This window comes from Streptomyces sp. SM10 (genome assembly GCF_002910915.1).
Lineage (GTDB): Bacteria > Actinomycetota > Actinomycetes > Streptomycetales > Streptomycetaceae > Streptomyces.
In genome coordinates, this window is record NZ_NEUF01000160.1 from 68,588 (window position 1) to 84,654 (window position 16,067).

At 71.6% G+C, this 16,067-nt stretch carries 17 protein-coding genes; 5 read left to right on the forward strand and 12 right to left on the reverse strand.

Annotation, left to right across the window (positions count from 1 at the left end):
* Position 1: 1 nt before the first annotated feature.
* Positions 2-1,096 carry a hydrogenase expression/formation protein HypE gene (hypE, locus tag B9S57_RS25900; protein WP_103759630.1) on the forward strand — a complete coding sequence of 365 codons (1,095 nt, stop codon included), beginning with the start codon at positions 2-4 and terminating at the stop codon, positions 1,094-1,096.
* Positions 1,097-1,816 carry a DUF6390 family protein gene (locus tag B9S57_RS25905; protein WP_103759631.1) on the forward strand — a complete coding sequence of 240 codons (720 nt, stop codon included), beginning with the start codon at positions 1,097-1,099 and terminating at the stop codon, positions 1,814-1,816.
* A gap of 107 nt (positions 1,817-1,923) precedes the next feature.
* Here the strand turns inward: B9S57_RS25905 and B9S57_RS25910 are convergent, their stop codons facing one another.
* Positions 1,924-2,709 carry a class II aldolase/adducin family protein gene (locus B9S57_RS25910; protein WP_103759632.1) on the reverse strand — a complete coding sequence of 262 codons (786 nt, stop codon included), beginning with the start codon at positions 2,707-2,709 and terminating at the stop codon, positions 1,924-1,926.
* On the reverse strand, positions 2,706-3,719 hold the full coding sequence (locus tag B9S57_RS25915; RefSeq protein WP_103759633.1) for a C-terminal binding protein: 1,014 nt from the start codon (positions 3,717-3,719) through the stop codon (positions 2,706-2,708). Before B9S57_RS25915 ends, B9S57_RS25910 begins: the two co-directional genes overlap by 4 nt.
* A 208-nt stretch (positions 3,720-3,927) precedes the next feature.
* Here B9S57_RS25915 and B9S57_RS25920 point away from each other — a divergent pair, with 208 nt between their 5' ends.
* Positions 3,928-4,827, forward strand: coding sequence for an Lrp/AsnC family transcriptional regulator (locus B9S57_RS25920; protein ID WP_103759634.1), 900 nt, complete (start codon positions 3,928-3,930; stop codon positions 4,825-4,827).
* A 235-nt stretch (positions 4,828-5,062) separates the two neighbouring features.
* On the opposite strand, the gene B9S57_RS25925 is transcribed toward B9S57_RS25920, so the two are convergent.
* A complete protein-coding gene (locus B9S57_RS25925; protein WP_103759635.1) occupies positions 5,063-5,689 on the reverse strand; it encodes a bifunctional 2-polyprenyl-6-hydroxyphenol methylase/3-demethylubiquinol 3-O-methyltransferase UbiG in 627 nt (208 codons plus the stop codon).
* 452 nt (positions 5,690-6,141) lie between these two features.
* On the opposite strand from B9S57_RS25925, the gene B9S57_RS25930 reads away from it, so the two are divergent.
* Complete coding sequence (locus B9S57_RS25930) at positions 6,142-6,591, forward strand: S8 family serine peptidase (protein WP_103759636.1); 450 nt, start codon at positions 6,142-6,144, stop codon at positions 6,589-6,591.
* Positions 6,592-7,094: 503 nt separating this feature from the next.
* Positions 7,095-7,979, forward strand: coding sequence for a GH25 family lysozyme (locus B9S57_RS25935; RefSeq protein WP_258036630.1), 885 nt, complete (start codon positions 7,095-7,097; stop codon positions 7,977-7,979).
* A gap of 93 nt (positions 7,980-8,072) precedes the next feature.
* On the opposite strand, the gene B9S57_RS25940 is transcribed toward B9S57_RS25935, so the two are convergent.
* The 9 genes from B9S57_RS25940 to B9S57_RS25980 form a co-directional block, all read right to left on the reverse strand.
* The gene (locus B9S57_RS25940) at positions 8,073-8,438 is read right to left on the reverse strand and encodes a hypothetical protein (protein ID WP_103759637.1); all 366 of its coding nucleotides are present in this window, start codon (positions 8,436-8,438) and stop codon (positions 8,073-8,075) included.
* A gap of 107 nt (positions 8,439-8,545) precedes the next feature.
* Complete coding sequence (locus B9S57_RS25945) at positions 8,546-9,676, reverse strand: alkaline phosphatase family protein (protein WP_258036604.1); 1,131 nt, start codon at positions 9,674-9,676, stop codon at positions 8,546-8,548.
* 39 nt (positions 9,677-9,715) lie between these two features.
* Positions 9,716-10,777: a 2-aminoethylphosphonate ABC transporter substrate-binding protein gene (locus tag B9S57_RS25950; RefSeq protein ID WP_103759638.1), complete on the reverse strand. Its 1,062-nt coding sequence runs from the start codon at positions 10,775-10,777 to the stop codon at positions 9,716-9,718.
* A 48-nt stretch (positions 10,778-10,825) separates the two neighbouring features.
* Complete coding sequence (locus tag B9S57_RS25955; RefSeq protein WP_103759639.1) at positions 10,826-11,623, reverse strand: ABC transporter permease; 798 nt, start codon at positions 11,621-11,623, stop codon at positions 10,826-10,828.
* Positions 11,610-12,488: a 2-aminoethylphosphonate ABC transporter permease subunit gene (locus B9S57_RS25960; RefSeq protein WP_374935990.1), complete on the reverse strand. Its 879-nt coding sequence runs from the start codon at positions 12,486-12,488 to the stop codon at positions 11,610-11,612. Before B9S57_RS25960 ends, B9S57_RS25955 begins: the two co-directional genes overlap by 14 nt.
* Before the next feature lie 37 nt (positions 12,489-12,525).
* Positions 12,526-13,644: an ABC transporter ATP-binding protein gene (locus tag B9S57_RS25965; RefSeq protein ID WP_103759640.1), complete on the reverse strand. Its 1,119-nt coding sequence runs from the start codon at positions 13,642-13,644 to the stop codon at positions 12,526-12,528.
* The gene (locus tag B9S57_RS25970) at positions 13,641-14,345 is read right to left on the reverse strand and encodes a phosphonatase-like hydrolase (protein WP_103759641.1); all 705 of its coding nucleotides are present in this window, start codon (positions 14,343-14,345) and stop codon (positions 13,641-13,643) included. Before B9S57_RS25970 ends, B9S57_RS25965 begins: the two co-directional genes overlap by 4 nt.
* A gap of 5 nt (positions 14,346-14,350) precedes the next feature.
* Positions 14,351-14,809 carry an FAD-dependent oxidoreductase gene (locus B9S57_RS25975; RefSeq protein WP_308457420.1) on the reverse strand — a complete coding sequence of 153 codons (459 nt, stop codon included), beginning with the start codon at positions 14,807-14,809 and terminating at the stop codon, positions 14,351-14,353.
* 11 nt (positions 14,810-14,820) lie between these two features.
* Positions 14,821-16,029, reverse strand: coding sequence for an acyltransferase (locus B9S57_RS25980; protein WP_103759642.1), 1,209 nt, complete (start codon positions 16,027-16,029; stop codon positions 14,821-14,823).
* Between the last annotated feature and the right edge of the window lie 38 nt (positions 16,030-16,067).

Genomic DNA, 16,067 nt, shown 5'->3' on the forward strand with positions numbered 1-16,067 from the left:
GATGCAGTACGAAGTGGCACGCCGCACGGCGGAACCGGGCTTCGCGGAACTCGACTTCGAGGGCTGGACATGTCCCGTGCCGCTGCGGGAGACGCCGAGCATCGTCATGGGCCACGGCGGTGGCGGGGCGATGTCGGGCGAGCTGGTCGAGCACCTCTTCCTGCCCGCCTACGCCGACGCGGCGACGCCGGACCTCGGTGACTCGGCCGTGCTCGCGGTCGGCGGGGCGCGGCTGGCCTTCTCCACCGATTCCTACGTGGTGAAGCCGATGTTCTTCCCCGGCGGCTCGATCGGTGACCTCGCGGTGAACGGCACGGTCAACGACCTGGCGATGTCCGGGGCGACCCCGCTGTTCCTGTCGACCGCCTTCATCCTCCAGGAGGGCACCTCGCTGAGCGGCCTGGGTCGGATCGCGCGGGCGATGGGAGCGGCGGCCCGTGCGGCGGGCGTGAAGCTGGTGACCGGTGACACCAAGGTCGTCGAGCGGGCGAGCGGGGACGGCGTCTACATCAACACCTCCGGCATCGGAGTGATCCCGGACGGGGTCGACATCGGGCCGCGCCGCGCCCGGCCCGGCGACGCTGTCATCGTCAGCGGTGACATCGGGGTGCACGGGATCGCCGTGATGAGCTGCCGGGAGGGCCTGGAGTTCGGCACCGCCGTCGAGAGTGACAGCGCGCCGCTGCACGGCCTCGTCGCCGACATGATCGCGACGGGCGCCGATCTGCATGTGCTGCGCGACCCGACCCGGGGCGGCGTCGCGGCGTCGCTGAACGAGATCGCGCAGGCGTCGTCGGTCGGGATCGACCTGATGGAGCGGGAGTTGCCGATCCCGGGGAACGTGGCCGACGCGTGCAGTCTGCTCGGCCTCGACCCCCTCCAGGTCGCCAACGAGGGCAAGCTGCTGGCGATCGTGCCCGCCGATTCCGCCGATCAGGTCCTGGCGGCCGTACGCGCCCATCCGCTGGGCAGGGGTGCCCGCAGGATCGGCACCTGTGTGCCGGAGCATCCGGGGATGGTGGTGGCCAGAACCGGTCTGGGCGCCAACCGTGTGGTGGGGCTCCCGGTCGGCGAGCAGCTTCCGAGGATCTGCTGAATGAGCACGGAGGGCGCGCGTCTCTTCGCGCGGTACGCCTATCCGCCCAACGCGCTGGGCTACTGCGGCCCCGAGGATGCCTCGGCCCTGCTGCGGACCGAGGTGGCCGGCGGTATCGAGCGGCGGGCCCGGGAGTTCGAGGGTGCCTGGTGCTACCTGGAGTTCCTGGCCGAGTCCGCGGGCATCGCCGATCCGCTCGACGAGAAGGTGGTCGAGGCGTACTGGATCGGCAACGACCTGCTGGAGCGCGCGAGTCCGGCGGCGCTGCTCGACCGGATGCGCGACCGCTTCCGCACCCAGGCGGGCGGCACCTGGCGGGACGCGGGGGACGGGGCACTGGCCCACCACAGTTTCCAGGTGTTCGACGTCTACCCCTGGGCCGGGCTGTTGCGGACCACGGGCAACCCGACCGCGCTCGACGTGCTCGACCGGTGCAGGATCAGGACCGGTGTGGTGCGGGACGTCGACGGCGAGCGGGTGGTGGTGGAATCCGCGCCGCTGCTCTGGGACGGAGCCTCGATCGTGACGGGGACGCCGCACCCGGAGTCCGTCCGCTGGTCCACCGGTGGACGGGCCCTCATCGACCGTCCCTCCCCGGGCGACGTCGTGGCCCTGCACTGGGACTGGGTATGTGACGTGGTCACCGAGGAACAGGCTGCCCGCATCCGGTTCCTCGAAGCGCGAAGGCGGCACGCACACACCGGGGCGGGCCTGCCCTGACGTTCCGTTCGCGGGACGAGGACGGCTCGTCGGCGGGGCAGGCGCGGGCGGGTGACCCGCACGTCGCCGGGTGCGGCGGGCACGGAGCCCGCCGCACCCGGCGGCCCTCAGTCCTTGTAGTCGGGGGCGATCCTCTCGACGAGGCGCAGCAGGGCCCCCCAGGCCAGGTCGTAGGCGATGTCGTCCTGGAAGTCGGCCGTGGCCTCGCCCGCGAGCTGCCGGGCGGTGTACTCGCGGACCTGCTCCGGCGGGAGCACCAGCGGGGCGCCGGCCGCCTGGGCGGTGACCTGGATCTCGCAGGCCTTCTCCAGGTAGAACATGCGCAGGAACGCCTGGGCGGCGCTGTCGCCGACCGTGAGCAGGCCGTGGTTGCGCAGGATGAGCGCCGGATGGCCCCCGAGGTCGGCGACCAGGCGCTCCTGCTCGTCGAGGTTGAGGGCCACGCCCTCGTAGTCGTGGTAGCCGACGCGGTTGTGGAACTCCATCGACATCTGGTTGACGGGGAGCAGCCCGCCCTCCTGGGCGGCGACGGCGCAGCCCGCCCTGGTGTGCGTGTGCAGCACGCAGTGGGCGTCGGTGCGGGCCTTGTGGATCGCGCTGTGGATCACGAAGCCGGCCGGGTTGACGGGGTGCGGGGTCGGCTCGACCGGATTGCCGTCCAGGTCGATCCTGACGAGGTTCGAGGCGGTGATCTCCTCGAACATCAGCCCGTACGGGTTGATCAGGAAGTGGTGGTCCGGGCCGGGCAGCCGCTGCGAGATGTGGGTGAAGATCAGGTCCGTCATACGGAAGTGCGCGACCAGGCGGTAGACGGCGGCCAGTTCGCGCCGCAGGCGCAGTTCCCCGGCGGCCAGGTCCTCGGCGGTGGCGGGGGTGGTGAGTGTCTCGGTCACGCTGCTGCTCCTTGCCGGAGGGGGGCGGGCTGGGGGCCGGCGGCCTGCGCGGACGGGTCGACGAGGGGGGTGTTCGGGCGTCCGGTGGCCCACCAGGCCAGGACGTTCCGGGCGGGTTCGAGGATGTAGGCGCGCAGGGACAGGTCGCTCAGGAACGCGCTGTGCGGGGACAGTTGCAGCCTGGGGTGGGTGCGCAGCCGGTCGTCCGGGGCAGGAGGCTCCACCGGGAAGACGTCGAGGGCCGCGCCTGCCAGGTGACCGCTGTCGAGCGCGGCGAGGAGCGCCTCCGGGTCGACCAGATCGCCGCGGGAGACGTTGACCAGCAGGCTGCCGGGGCGCATGCGGGCGAGCAGCGCCGCGTCGACCATGCCGCGGGTCGCCGGGGTGGACGGGGTGTGCAGCGACAGGATGTCGGCGCGCGCGACGAGGTCGTCCAGAGCGAGCCGTTCGACGCCGTCGGGCCAGTCGGAGTCGGCCGCGTGCGGGTCGTACGCCGCGATCCGGCCGAAGACGGGGGCGGCGAGGCGGGCGAGGGCGCGTGCGATGCGGCCGAAGCCGACCAGGCCGAGCGTCGTATCGCTCGCGCGGCGCGGCACCTCGGTGAAGTCCTCGTTCCAGCCACCGGCCCTGACGACGGCGTCGGCCTGCGGCAGCCGGCGGGTCAGGGAGAGCGCCGAGGCGAGGGCGTGCACGGCGACGTCCTCGGTGGCCGCGTGCGGCAGGTTCGCGACCCAGAGTCCGCGGCGGGCCGCCTCGGCGGTGTCGACCATGTCGTGGCCGGCGGACATGGTGGCGACGATCCGCACCCGGGGCAGGCGGTCCAGGAGGGCCGCGTCGACCCGCGCGTAGCCGACGATCAGCGCGTCGGCGTCATGAGCGGCGGCGGCGATCGTCTCCGGATCACGGCTGCCCACCACGCGGACCTCGAAGCCGCCCTCGGTGAGCAGCTGGACACCGGGTCCGGGATCCAGTTCCTCCGTGTCGGTGATGACGGCGACAGGTCGCGCCACATCCGCCTCCCTAGATGATTCGATCGTGAGTTCACGTTGAAACTTACGTTTCCGCCGTACTGTTTGTCTACGTCAAACGAGATGATTGACCTCACGACCGCCGGCCGTCGGGTACTCCGCCGCCGGGGCGACCGGACGGCTGACCGACAATGAGCGGGCGCCCGGCCGCGGTACGGCGGGCGGAACCGACCGCGGAGGGGATCACCACATGGAGCTCGACGAGACGGACCTGTCGATCGTGCGGGAGCTGCAGACGGACGGGCGGCTCACGTACGAGACGCTGGCCCAGCGGGTGGGCCTCTCACGCCCGGCGACCCGCATGCGTGTCCAGCGCCTGCAGGAGTCGGGCGCCGTACGGGTGGTGGCGATCGTGCACCCGGCGGTGCGCGGCCTGTCCGCCTCCGCGCACCTCTCCATCAGCACCGAGGGCGCCGCGGCCGAGGTGGCGCGGGCGATCGCCGCGCTCCCCCAGGCACCGTTCGTGACGCTGACGAGCGGCCGCTGGGCGATCATGACCGAGCTGCGGACCGCGGGGTTCGGCGAGCTGGAGCGTGCCGTCGAGCGCATCCGCGCGACTCCGGGCGTGCGGACCGTGGACCCCCTGGTGGCGACCCGGCACGTCAAGGACCCGTACCTCCTGACGGAGGAGCCGACCGTCACGGTCCAGGACACCCTCGACGAGCGGATCCTCGCCGCCCTGGAGGACGACGGCCGGCTCCCCTTCGCCGAGCTCGCCCAGCGCGTGGGGCTTTCCGCCGGCGCCACCCGGTCGCGGACGCTCCGCCTCCTCGACGGCGGCGTCGCCAAGGTGGTCGCCCTGGTACGCCCGGACGTCCTGGGGATGGGGTTCCTGTGCGGCTTCAGCCTGCGGGTGGCCGGGGAGGCGTCCGCGGTGGCGGAACAGGTCGAGCGCCTCACCCGGGTGACCTTCCTGTCGACATGCCTGGGCAGGGCCGAACTGGTCGGCACGATCACGGCGGAGTCGATCGGCGCGGTCCGCACGACCCTCGAGGAGATGCGGGCCCTGCCCGCGGTGCGCGAGGTGGAGAGCTGGTTCCACCTGGAGCTGGTCAAGGAGCGCTACGACATCGGCCCACGGCCCGCCTGACACCGAGGCGACCGTCACACCGAGCCCCCCGAGCGCACCCCGCTCGTCACGGGTGCCGCCGTCGCCGTCGCGGGCACCTCGGTCCGCGCCGAAGCCCTGGCGGTACGCGGCGACCGCGACGACGCAGCCTGCGCCTGCGCGTCTCGGCGTACCTGACGTCCGCGCGAGCGCATCACCTCCGGGACCGGCCGGGTTCGGGCGGGCGGGGCCAACCGTGGCCGACGCGCCGCCGAAGTCAGGCGGCGGGGCGGGCGTGCACGCTGACGGCGTAGCCGCCTCCGTCGTGGTAGGGGTCGCCGCTCCAGGTGGCGTACCGGTGTCGCAGCGTCAGCCCGGCCCGCCCGCACCAGTGGTCCATCTCCGTCAGGGTCACCGTCGCTTCCGGCAGCGGCAGGTGCGCCGCGTCCAGCCCCATGCCCGTGACCAGCAGGCCGCCGGGGCGCAGTGCGGCGGCGAGGTGCCGGATGACGTCGGGCTCGGTGCCGGGGGCCAGCAGGGGGATGACGTTCCCGGCGGCGAGCACCAGGTCGTAGCCCGGCTCCAGGCCGAGCGCGTCCAGCCGGGCCAGGTCGCCGAGGAGCCACTGCTGCGCGGGGGCCTCGCGGCGGGCGACGTCCAGCATGGAGGGGTCGACGTCCACGCCGGTGCAGTGGTGGCCCAGTTCGGCGAGGCGGATCGCGATCCGGCCGGTGCCGCAGCCGGCGTCCAGGACCCGGGCGGCGGGCCTCAGCAGTGCGGCGCAGAAGGACGCCTCGCCGTGGATGTCGTGGCCCGACTCGGCAAGCCGCGCGAAGCGCTGGGCGTACTCCTCTCCGGCCTGCCCGCCGGTCAGTTCCGCCCAACGGTCCTGGTGCCCAGTCATGTACAGCGCGCCTTCCGGTCGGCCCCGCCCCCGCAGGGACGAGGACAGTGTCTTCGCACTCCTGCGGGGGACCGGCCGATCCCGTGCTCCACGGTGAAGGGCGCGGGGCCGCCGGCGAGCCGGAGCAGGTCCACTGTCGCACTGTCCGGACGTCGCCCCGGTCACCGCACCCCCGCCCCTGTGGGGCGGAAGGTGATGGCGCGACGGTGGGGTGGCGACGACGCTGGAGGCATGTCGTCCGATCTTGGAATACCGTCTCGGCCCGTGGCCGGTCCCGAGGGCCCTGCGCCGAGCCACCCCTCCGGCACCGACCCCCGCCCCGAACCCGGGCTGTGCTCCCGTTTCACCGATCCGCAGGAGGATCTGCGCCGGGCCGAGGCCTCCCTGACCCGGCTGCTCGGCGCGTGGGCGTCCGGCCCCGGCGAGGCTATGAACTCCCTGCGGGCTACTGCATGTTCGACGGCGCCTCGATGGCCTCACCGCAGGCCGCCGGAGCCGTCGCGCTGCTGCTGTCCGCGGCGTCGCAGTCCGGCGTGAAGGCCTCTCCGGCCGCGCTGCGCACGGCCCTGACCAGCTCGGCCGGATTCCTCGACGATCAGCCGGCCTACGCACAGGGCGCCGGTCTGATCTCCGTCCCGGCGGCCTGGAAGCTGCTGAGGAAGAACGCCGAGCCGACCACGTACGCCGTGAAGGCCCCGGTCTGCGGGGGCTCGCCGGTCTCCTGGCCACCGAGAAGTCCGGCGCCGGTGTCTACAACCGCTGTGCACCGGGCGAGGGCGGGCAGGAGACGAACCGCTCCAGGACCTACCCGCTGGAGCTCACCCGCACCGGTTCCGGCAGTCGTACGGCCGAGCTGTCGTGGCTGGGCAACGACGGGACGTTCAGCGCCCCGCGCACGGTGAAGCCCTCCTACGCGGTGTCCGGCACGGGCGCGCTCGCCCACCTGACGGACGACCGCTCCCTGACCGGACCGCTCGCCCTCAACAGCACCGGGGTGGTCGTCGGCCACTCGTCCAAGGACGGCAGGCGGCCCTTCCCCCGAGGCCGAAGCGGGCCGGGACGTTTTCATCGCGTGAAATTCTTCGCCCGGTACGGAGCCATCACCGCAGCTCGTCGATCGCACCACTGGTCTGGACCATAGAGGGAACCTGAAAACCCTTTACTTCACAGGTCCGTTCATGGGTCACTCATGACGCGTCCACATCAACGTCACACGACGGTGACGCACACGCACCAGCCTGAACACCCGCCTGTCCTCACCCTTGCCACCTCGACCGCCCCGTCGTCCCGAAGCGCCGGGCACCGGTCCACGACAGCCCACCGGCTACGCGGGTAGACCCGCGGCCGGCGGGCACACCCCCGCACTGGTCTTCCGCACCCCCCGACGCGCCTGGAGGCATCCGTGTTGTTCCGAGTCCGCACCCCCCGGTCCGCCCGCCGGACCGTCCTGGCCGCCGTGGCGATCGCCATGAGCGTGGCCGTCGCCCCGGCGGTGTCGGCAGGCCCGGCCGCCGCGCAGCCCGCACCCTCGAGCAGCACGATCCCCCTCGGCGCCGGGTACATGGGCATCGGTTACACCGAGGACGGCACGGCCTTCGTGCCGGACACCAGACAGCTCAGGCCGGAGGCGGAAGGCGCCTCGGCAGCACTGGCCACGCAGTTGCCCGGGATCGACGTCTCCCATTACCAGGGGACGATCAACTGGGCATCGGTCAAGTCCGCGGGCATCAAGTTCGCCTACATCAAGGCGACCGAGTCGACCACCTACACGGACCCCCGGTTCGGCGCCAACTACGGGAACGCCCACGCCCGGAACGTGATCCGGGGCGCCTACCACTTCGCCCGCCCGAACCTCTCGGGCGGCGCGGCCCAGGCCAACTACTTCGTCGCCCACGGCGGAGCATGGTCCAGGGACAACCTGACGCTCCCGGGGATGCTGGACCTCGAAGGAGGCTGCTACAGCAAGTCGACGTCCGCGATGCGGACCTGGATCCTCGACTTCTACAACACCTACAAGGCGAAGACGGGCCGCGACGTCGTCATCTACACCAGCCCGAGCTGGTGGAACACCTGCACCGGCAGCTGGGGAGGCATGTCCGCCAAGAGCCCTCTCTTCGTGGCCCATTGGACCAGCGCGGCCAGCCCCTCGATCCCGGCGGGCTTCCCCTACTGGACCTTCTGGCAGTACAGCTCCACCGGCTCGGTGAGCGGCATCAGCGGCGCCGTGGACCGCGACCGCTTCAGCGGCACGGAGGCGCGGCTGCTGGCCCTGGCCAACAACACCGCCTGACGGACATCGGACGGCCGGGCACGGCAGGCCGCCGGCCGACCGGACGCGAGGCGCTCCCACCGGGGTTCCCGGCGGGAGCGCCTCGCGCACCTCTCATGCCAGGTCGGTCAGTTCGTCCGCGAACACCTGCGAGAGCGGCTGCGGGCCGACGTACTGACGGCAGTTGCACTGCGCGGCCTCGTACCGCAGGGGCTTCTTGTTCTCGTCCCAGGCGGTGGGTACCTCGACCCGCTCATGGCACCGGCCGCGCTTCTCGTGCTTGGCGAGGTGGTGCGTGCATCCGCACACCGGCTCCGGCATCCTGTTCGCCGCCTCGACGGCCAGACGCTCCTGCTTCGCCTCCCGCATCAGCTCCAGCCTGCGCTCGTGCCGGTTGCGCAGCGCGGTGCGGACGTTGTCCGCCACCCATGCGAACCCCCCGGTCCAGAACAGGATGAGAAGCACCCAGAACCAGTTCATCACTCGCCCTCCCCCGGCATCGTGCTGTACCGACAGGATAGGCCGTCCCCCCGGGTTCCGGTCGGACGGAGACGGCACCGGTGGTCCCGGGCGGGCACCGGTGGCGGTCAGGGGGCGCCCAGGGAGACGGCGTCGACGGTCCAGTACCAGTTGTTCCCACCGGTGTAGCGGAAGCGGATCTGCGCGGTGGAGACGCCCGCGGGCACCTGGAGCGTGATCGCCTCGGCCCTCGACGCGACGTCGCCGGTGTACGTCCTCACGGTGACCGGAGCCCCGCCGTCGTACGAGACGAGGACCTCACCCTTCTGCGGAGCCTCCTGGCGGTAGTACGTGGTGTAGCGCAGGACAGCGGTGGAACCGCCCCGGACCTGCCATGCGGGGCTGATCAGAGTGGAGTCGAAGGTGCCGCTGCGGCCCTTGTCGACCCATTCGTCGCCGTCGGCGACCGCGAAGACGTTGCGGGCGCGGATGTTGTTCTCCCGCCCCTGCCCCCGCTCCGACGCCGTCCAGAACTCGTCGGTGGTGAAGGCCCAGCCGCGCCACTCGGTGACGCCCCCGGTACCCATGGCGCTGTTGTCGACGGTCCAGCCCGTGGGGGGCGTGTGGGTGAATCCGACGACCGAGGCTCCGGTTCCGGTCTCGTCGACGCGGGTCCCGAGCTTCGGGCGCAGGGCGTCGAAGGCGTCCGGCGCGGGCTGCTGGAGGGGCCGCCCGTCGAGGCCCCAGGAGGGGTCGACAGGAATGCCGAGGTGCACGAGGGCGGAGACGGCGACGTCGGGCATCTTGATGTCGTGGCGGATGGAGCCCGGGGTGATGCCACCGCCGGCGGCGATGAGGAAGGTCTGCCGCTCCGACGCGCTCGCGCCTCCGTGACCGCCCGCGTCGGTGTGGCCGTGGTCGGCGGTGATCATGATCAGCCAGTCCTCCGAGGCGTACGAGGGCCTGGCCCTGACCGCCGCGACCATCCGGCCGACCTGCGCGTCGGCGTCGTGCACCGCGGTGAGGTACTGACTGCTCGCCGCGCCGTGGCTGTGGCCCGCGTGGTCGATGTTGTCCAGGTGGACGAGGACGGCGTCCCGGTCGCCGTCACGCAGTTCGGCCACCGCGCGGGTGGTGGTGCCGGTGTCGTACTCGGCGGACGGCGTGGAGATCCGGGTGTCGACCTTCGGGGAGAGGATCGTGGTGGTGACGGGTGCCCAGGAGGCGACCGCGTCCGTTATCCTTCCGCTACGAAACACCGGCGGTCCAGGACGCTCCGGTGAACCGCCAGGCAACGGTCAGCTTCCGGTGGCCGACTTCCATGCGTCCACGTAGCTGTCCAGGTTGGTGCCGATGTCGGACCAGTCGGGCTCGAAGACCTCCACGCCCTTCATCAGAGCGGCCAGTTCGGTGGCGTTGGCGTCGGTGGCCTTCACGTCCTGGCGGGCCGCGAAGCCGCCTCCGACCGCGCTGACGTCCTTCTGGGCATCGGCGGACAGCATGAAGTCCAGGAGCTTCTTGCCGTTCGCCGAGTGGGGTGCCCGGTCGACCAGGCCCGCCGCGTACGGGAGGGCGAAGGTGGTGGACGCGCCGCCCTTCTTCGCGGGGAACCAGATGCCGAGGTTGGGCATGTCCTTGGACTGGGCGAAGTTCATCTGGACGTCACCGTTGGCGACGAGGAGTTCGCCCTTGTCCACCTTGGGTGCGAGCTTTCCGGTGGACGCGGACGGCCCCACGTTGTTGGCCTGGAGCTTCTTGAGGTACTCCATCGCCGGCTCCTTGCCGCCGAAGTCGTGCATCGCCTTGATGAGCACCGCGGTCCCGTCGCCCGCGACGCCCGGGGTGGAGTACTGGACCTTCTCCTTGAACGAGCCGTCGAGCAGGTCCTCCCAGTTCCTGGGCGCGGTGGCCAGCTCCTTCTTGTTGTGGACGAAGCCGAAGTAGTTGTTGACGACCGAGGTCCAGGTGGAGTCGGGCGCCTTGTCCGCGGCGTCGACCTGGTCGGAGCCGGCCGGGGCGTAGGCGCTCAGCAGCTTCTCGGAGGCAGCCCGCTGGATGAAGGGAGGGAGGGTGACGAGGACGTCCGCCTGCGTGTTGGACTTCTCGCGCAGCGTCCGCTGCACCACCTCCCCCGAACCTCCCTCCACGTACTTGACCTTGATGCCGGTCCTCTTCTCGAAGTCCTCGAAGACCCTGTCGTACCAGCCGTCGCCGTTCTCGCCCTTGAGGCCGTCGGCGCTGTAGACGGTGACGACCTTCTCGTCGGAGGCGGCGGAGGAGCCGCCGCAGGCGGAGAGGGGACCGGCGAGGGCCAGGCAGCCGGTCACGGCGGCCAAGGGCTTGAGGAGGTTCGTGCGCATGGGTGTCGTATCTCCAGGATGTCGTTCGGTTACGGGGATGCCGGCGGATCAGCGGTAGGAGGCCCTGGTCCGGATGCGGGAGACGCCCAGCAGGACGAGGAGCGTCGTCGCCATGAGGACCACGGCGACCGCCGCACCGGTGAAGAGCGAACCGCGGTCGGTGGCGGCGAAGATCTGCACCGGCAGCGGGGTCCAGTCGGGCGGGTAGAGCATCATCGTGGCGCTCAGCTCGCCCATGGACAGGGCGAAGCAGAGCCCTGCCGCCGCGGTGAGCGACGGCAGCAGCAGCGGCAGCCTGATCCGCCACAGGACATACGCGGGGCGGGCGCCGAGCCCGGCCGCCGCCTGTTCGTACACGGGGTCCAGTCGTACGATCGCGGCCGAGACCGACTGGTAGGCGAACGCGGTGACGAGAACGGTGTGCGCGAGGATGACGATCCAGCGCGTCCCGTTCAGCAGGACCGGCGGCCGGCTGAAGGCGACCAGCACCGACAGACCGACGACGACGGACGGCACGGCGACCGGGAGCACGAAGAGGGCGTCCATGAACCGCCTCCCGCGCCTCCGTAGGGAAGCGGCGGCGAGGGCGGCCCAGCTCCCTGCCGTGAGGGCGATCAGGCTGGCCGCCAGAGCGGTCATCAGGCTGGTTCCCAGTGCCTGGAGGGAGTCGGCGTCGGTGGCCGCGGCGTAGTGCGCGCCGGTGGGACCCGACGGGAAGGCGCCGGACCAGTTCGTGGCGAAGGACGCGGCGCCGACGACCGCCAGCGGCACCGCGAAGAGTGGGACGAAGAGCACGAGGAAGAGGGCGCCCACGGCCCACCTCCCGGCACGGCTATGCACCAGCACGACGGCTCACCACCCGGTAGAGGCCGTAGAGGCCGACGGAGATGACGATGTTGACGACGGCGACGACGCAGGCCGCCGGGTAGTCCGACTCCAGGATCGCCTTGCTGTAGACGAGCATCGGCAGCGTGGTGACGCCCTTCGCGCCGGTGAACAGCACGATCCCGAACTCGTTCAGGCACATCACCAGGACCAGGCTGCCGCCCGCCGCGAGCGCCGGCAGCGCCTCGGGCAGGATCACCCGGCGCACGATGCGGGCCGGCCGGGCGCCGAGCGAGGACGCCACCTCCAGCTGCGCGGTGTCGAGCTGGGAGAAGGCGGCGAGCAGGGGGCGCATGACGAACGGGGTGAAGTAGGTGATCTCGGCGAGCAGGACGCCCCAGGGCGTGGTGAGGAAGTGGAAGGGGCCGTCGGACGCTCCGGTGACGCCCGTCCAGACGCCGTTGGCCATGCCGACGGTGCCGTAGACGAACAGCAGGGCGAGCGTGATCAGGAAGGACGGGAAGGAGAGGAAGACGTCGATGAACCGGGCCACCGCCCGGGCGCCCGGAAAGGGCACGAAGGCGATGACCAGGGCCAGGACGAATCCGAGGACGAGACAGCCCGTGGTGGAGCCCAGCGCGAGCCAGACGGTCGTGGTGAGCGCCGACCGGAAGGACTCGGAGGCGAAGACCTCGGTGTACGGGGCGAGGGAGGTGCCGCCCTCGTCCGGGGTGAAGGACTGCTGGACGACGAGGGCCAGCGGGTAGAGGAAGGCCAGCGCCAGGGCGGCGACGGGCGGCACGGCCCAGAGGGACACCGGGACGCGCCGGGGGCCCCGCGGGGCGGGGCCCTGCGGTGGTGTCCCCGCGCATCCGGGGACGGCTATCGCGGGCGGACCGGGCTGGCTGCGTATCGCGGAGGCTTTAGGCACCGGAGCCCACCGAGGAGGGGGCGGAGGCGGCGCGGACGGGCGGCGCCCAGCCTGCCCCCGCCGGGATGAGGACGGCGTCCTCCGCCGCGAAGTGCAGGGTGACCTCGCCACCGAGGGCCGGCACCTCGCGCAGTTCCGGCACGTCCGCCTTGACGCGGTGGCCGCCCGTGTCGACGTGCAGCCGGTGGGTCGAGCCACGCCACTGGACCTCGGCGAGGGTGCCGGTGACCGCGTTGGGCCCGGGGCCGAGTCCGACCAGGTGCGGCCGGACGCAGAGGGTCGCCGCGGCGCCGGCAGCCGCCTCACCGGGGGTGACGGAGAGCGGGTGCCCGGCGAAGTCGGCGCTGCCGGGCAGGGCTCCGACCGTGACCGGCAGCAGGTTGGCGTTGCCCACGAAGGAGGCTGTGAGTTCCGTGCGCGGGCGGCGGTACAACTCCTGCGGGGTGTCGCAGTCCTGGAGCCGCGCGCGGTCCATGACGGCGATCCGGTCGGCCAGGGTCAGGGCCTCGACCTGGTCGTGGGTGACGTAGAGGATGGAGACGTCCGGCAGTTCGCGGTGCAGGCGGGCGAGTTCGGCGAGCATCCCGGAGCGCAGCTGGGCATCCAGCGCGGAGAGCGGCTCGTCGAGCAGCAGCACCCCGGGGCGGATGGCGAGCGCGCGGGCGATGGCGACGCGCTGCTGCTGGCCTCCGGAGAGCTCGCGGGGGTGGCGGTCGGCGTAGGCGGCCATGCCGACGAGTTCGAGGGCCTCGGCGACCCGGTCCGCGATCTCGGCCCTGGCGGCCTTGCGTGCCTTGAGACCGAAGGCGACGTTCTCCCGGACCCGCATGTGTGGGAAGAGCGCGTACTGCTGGACGACCATGCCGATGCCCCGGCGGTGCGGGGGCAGAGCGGTCACGTCGCGGTCGCCGAGGAACACCCGCCCGGAGTCGGGCGTCACGAATCCGGCGACGGCGCGCAGGGCGGTGGTCTTCCCGGAGCCCGAGGGGCCGAGGAGTGCCATGACCTCGCCGGGCTCGACGGTCAGGTCGAGCCCGTCCAGGACGACGGTGCGGCCGTAGGCGACCGTGACCTGGTCGAAGCGGATGCCGGAGGCCGTCGCGCCGCTCACGCTTCGGCCCGGGCGACGAGATCCGCAAGTTCCGCGACCGAACCGAGGAGGTGCGTGGCCCCGTTCCGGGCCAGCTGGTCCTTGTCGTGCGCTCCGGTGAGGACGCCCGCGACGATTCCGGCCCCGGAGCGTACGCCGCTGACCATGTCGTAGGAGGTGTCCCCCGCCACGACGATCCGCCGGACGTCGTCCACGGCGCCCGTACGCAGGAACGCCGCGAGGACCATGTCCGGGTACGGTCGGCCCCTGCCGCCCGCGTCGGCCGGGCAGAGCGTCAGCGGGACGAGGTCCTGCCAGCCCAGGGCGGCCAGGATGGCGTCCTGGGTGGTGCGGGCGAAGCCGGTGGTCAGGACGACGGTGCGGCCCTCGGCCGTGAGCCGCTCCACGGTCTCGCGCGCCCCGGGCAGCGGAGCGATACGGCCGCCGTCGACCAGGGCCCCGTACGCCTCCTCGAAGGCGGTGTTGGCACGGCGGGCCGTCTCCTCGTCTCCGAACAGGTGCCGGAAGACGGATATCTTGGACTCGCCCATGGTGGCGCGTACGTGGTCGAGCTGGGCCGCGTGCTCCGTCGATCCGGGGCGTACGCCGAGGTGTTCGGCGGCGGCGGAGAAGGCTTCCTCCACGAGTCCGCCGTCGGCGACCGTCGTGCCGGCCATGTCCAGGACGACGAGGTCCAGCCTGTTGTTCTGCGTCGTTGTCATGCGTGTCACCAGCCCAGTTCGTCTGCGGTCGCTTCGGCGATGGCGGGCGAGCACGTCATACCGCGCCCGCCGGGCCCGGTGACCAGCCAGACGCCGTCGCGCACCTGCCGGCGGTGGACGACGCGGCTGGTGTCGGTGCACTGGGCGTAGACCCCGGCCCACCGGCGGCGGATGCGCGGCAGGGGGCGGCCGAGGTAGGACTCGACGACACCGGTGAGGTGCTCGTACGGCTCCTCCAGGGTGTCGAAGGCGAAGGGGTGCTCGTACTCGTGCGTGTCCCCGATGGTCAGACCTTCTCTGGGGGAGCGACTGTGGCGTGGGGCCAGCCAATGGGGCTTCATGCAGCTCAGCGTCGGTTTCATTGACGCTAGCAGGTGCAACAGGTGTGGTGGTATCGCCAGTTCAGGTGAAGCCCCGCGACGGTCAGACCGCAGCCGCCGAGGCGTCCGCTCGGTCAGCCACATAGCTCGGGTGATTACAGCACCCGGCGGAAGCCGGGAAGTCGGCGCAGTCCGGCTGCCAGCGGGAAGGTCAGTGCCAGGGCGAGCACGCTGGTCGTCACCCAGGCGCCGGCCGCGGTCAATCCGTGGTCCGTCAGGCAGTACTGCGTGGCCACCACCAGGGGTACGTGAAGGATGTACACACCGTAGGAGTCCGCTGCGAGTTCCGCGGACAGTCGGCTTCTGGGGGTGACTGCCTCCCGGAACACCGTCAGCAGCCCGACGCACAGCGAAACACACAGCGCGCTGTCGTACGCCGCCCACGCCAGGGCGGGCCCGTTGAAACCGCCAGGCGCGAAACAGGCCGCGTCCGCTCCGATGACGAACAGCACGGCGGTTCCGGCCAGGCCACCGCCCAACCACACCCAGCCGACACGGGCGTCGAACCCCTCCAGCCAGGCGCAGCGATACGCCAGCACACCGAGGATGAAGAAGGTCGCGTACTGCGGCACCCGGGCGGGCTCAACCTGCAGGAAATCCAGCACTGGGACCCACTCGTCCAGCGGGTACCACAGCCGGACGAGGAAGGTGGCGGCCGCAATCGCAGCGGTCAGCCCAGCCAATGCCCGGTGCCCGGGCGCCGACCGCGCACCACGCACGCGTCCGCCACGGTTGTAGCGCTGTAGCAGGCGGCCAACACGGCTGCAGACCATGTACAACACGGTGTAGGCCAGCAGGTTCTGGATGAACCACAGGTGCCCGAACTGCAGGTCCGGCCAGGACGGTCCCGTCCAGTCCGTGGGTTTCTCCCCCAGCCCGAGGTAGACATCGAGGAAGTATCGAGGGAAGGAGATCGGAGGGTAGCCGCGATAGTGAACGTAGTACGCGTACATCAGACCGGGAACGATCGTCAGTGCACCGACCACCACGGGGATACCCAGCCGGACCAGACGGCCTTTCAGGAACCGCCAGAAGCCCCGCCGCCGGCAGGAGCTGGGCACGAAGACCGCGGAGACGAAGAAGAACAGGCTCATGAAGAACGAGCCGTCGACTGCGGACAGCGTGGCCAGGGCCGGCGTGCGCGGCTGTCCCTCCGCGTACCACCAGTCCTCTGGCCCGTAGGGCTGAGCTGCGTGGTGAATGACGACGAGGACCGTCAGGGCGATCCGTAAGTTGTCCAGCCAGTTCAGACGGCGGACCTGACGCGGTACCGGAGCAGGTGTACCGGAATCGGGTGTGTTCATGTGTTCAGCATGCTCAACACTTGTACACACCCGCATTG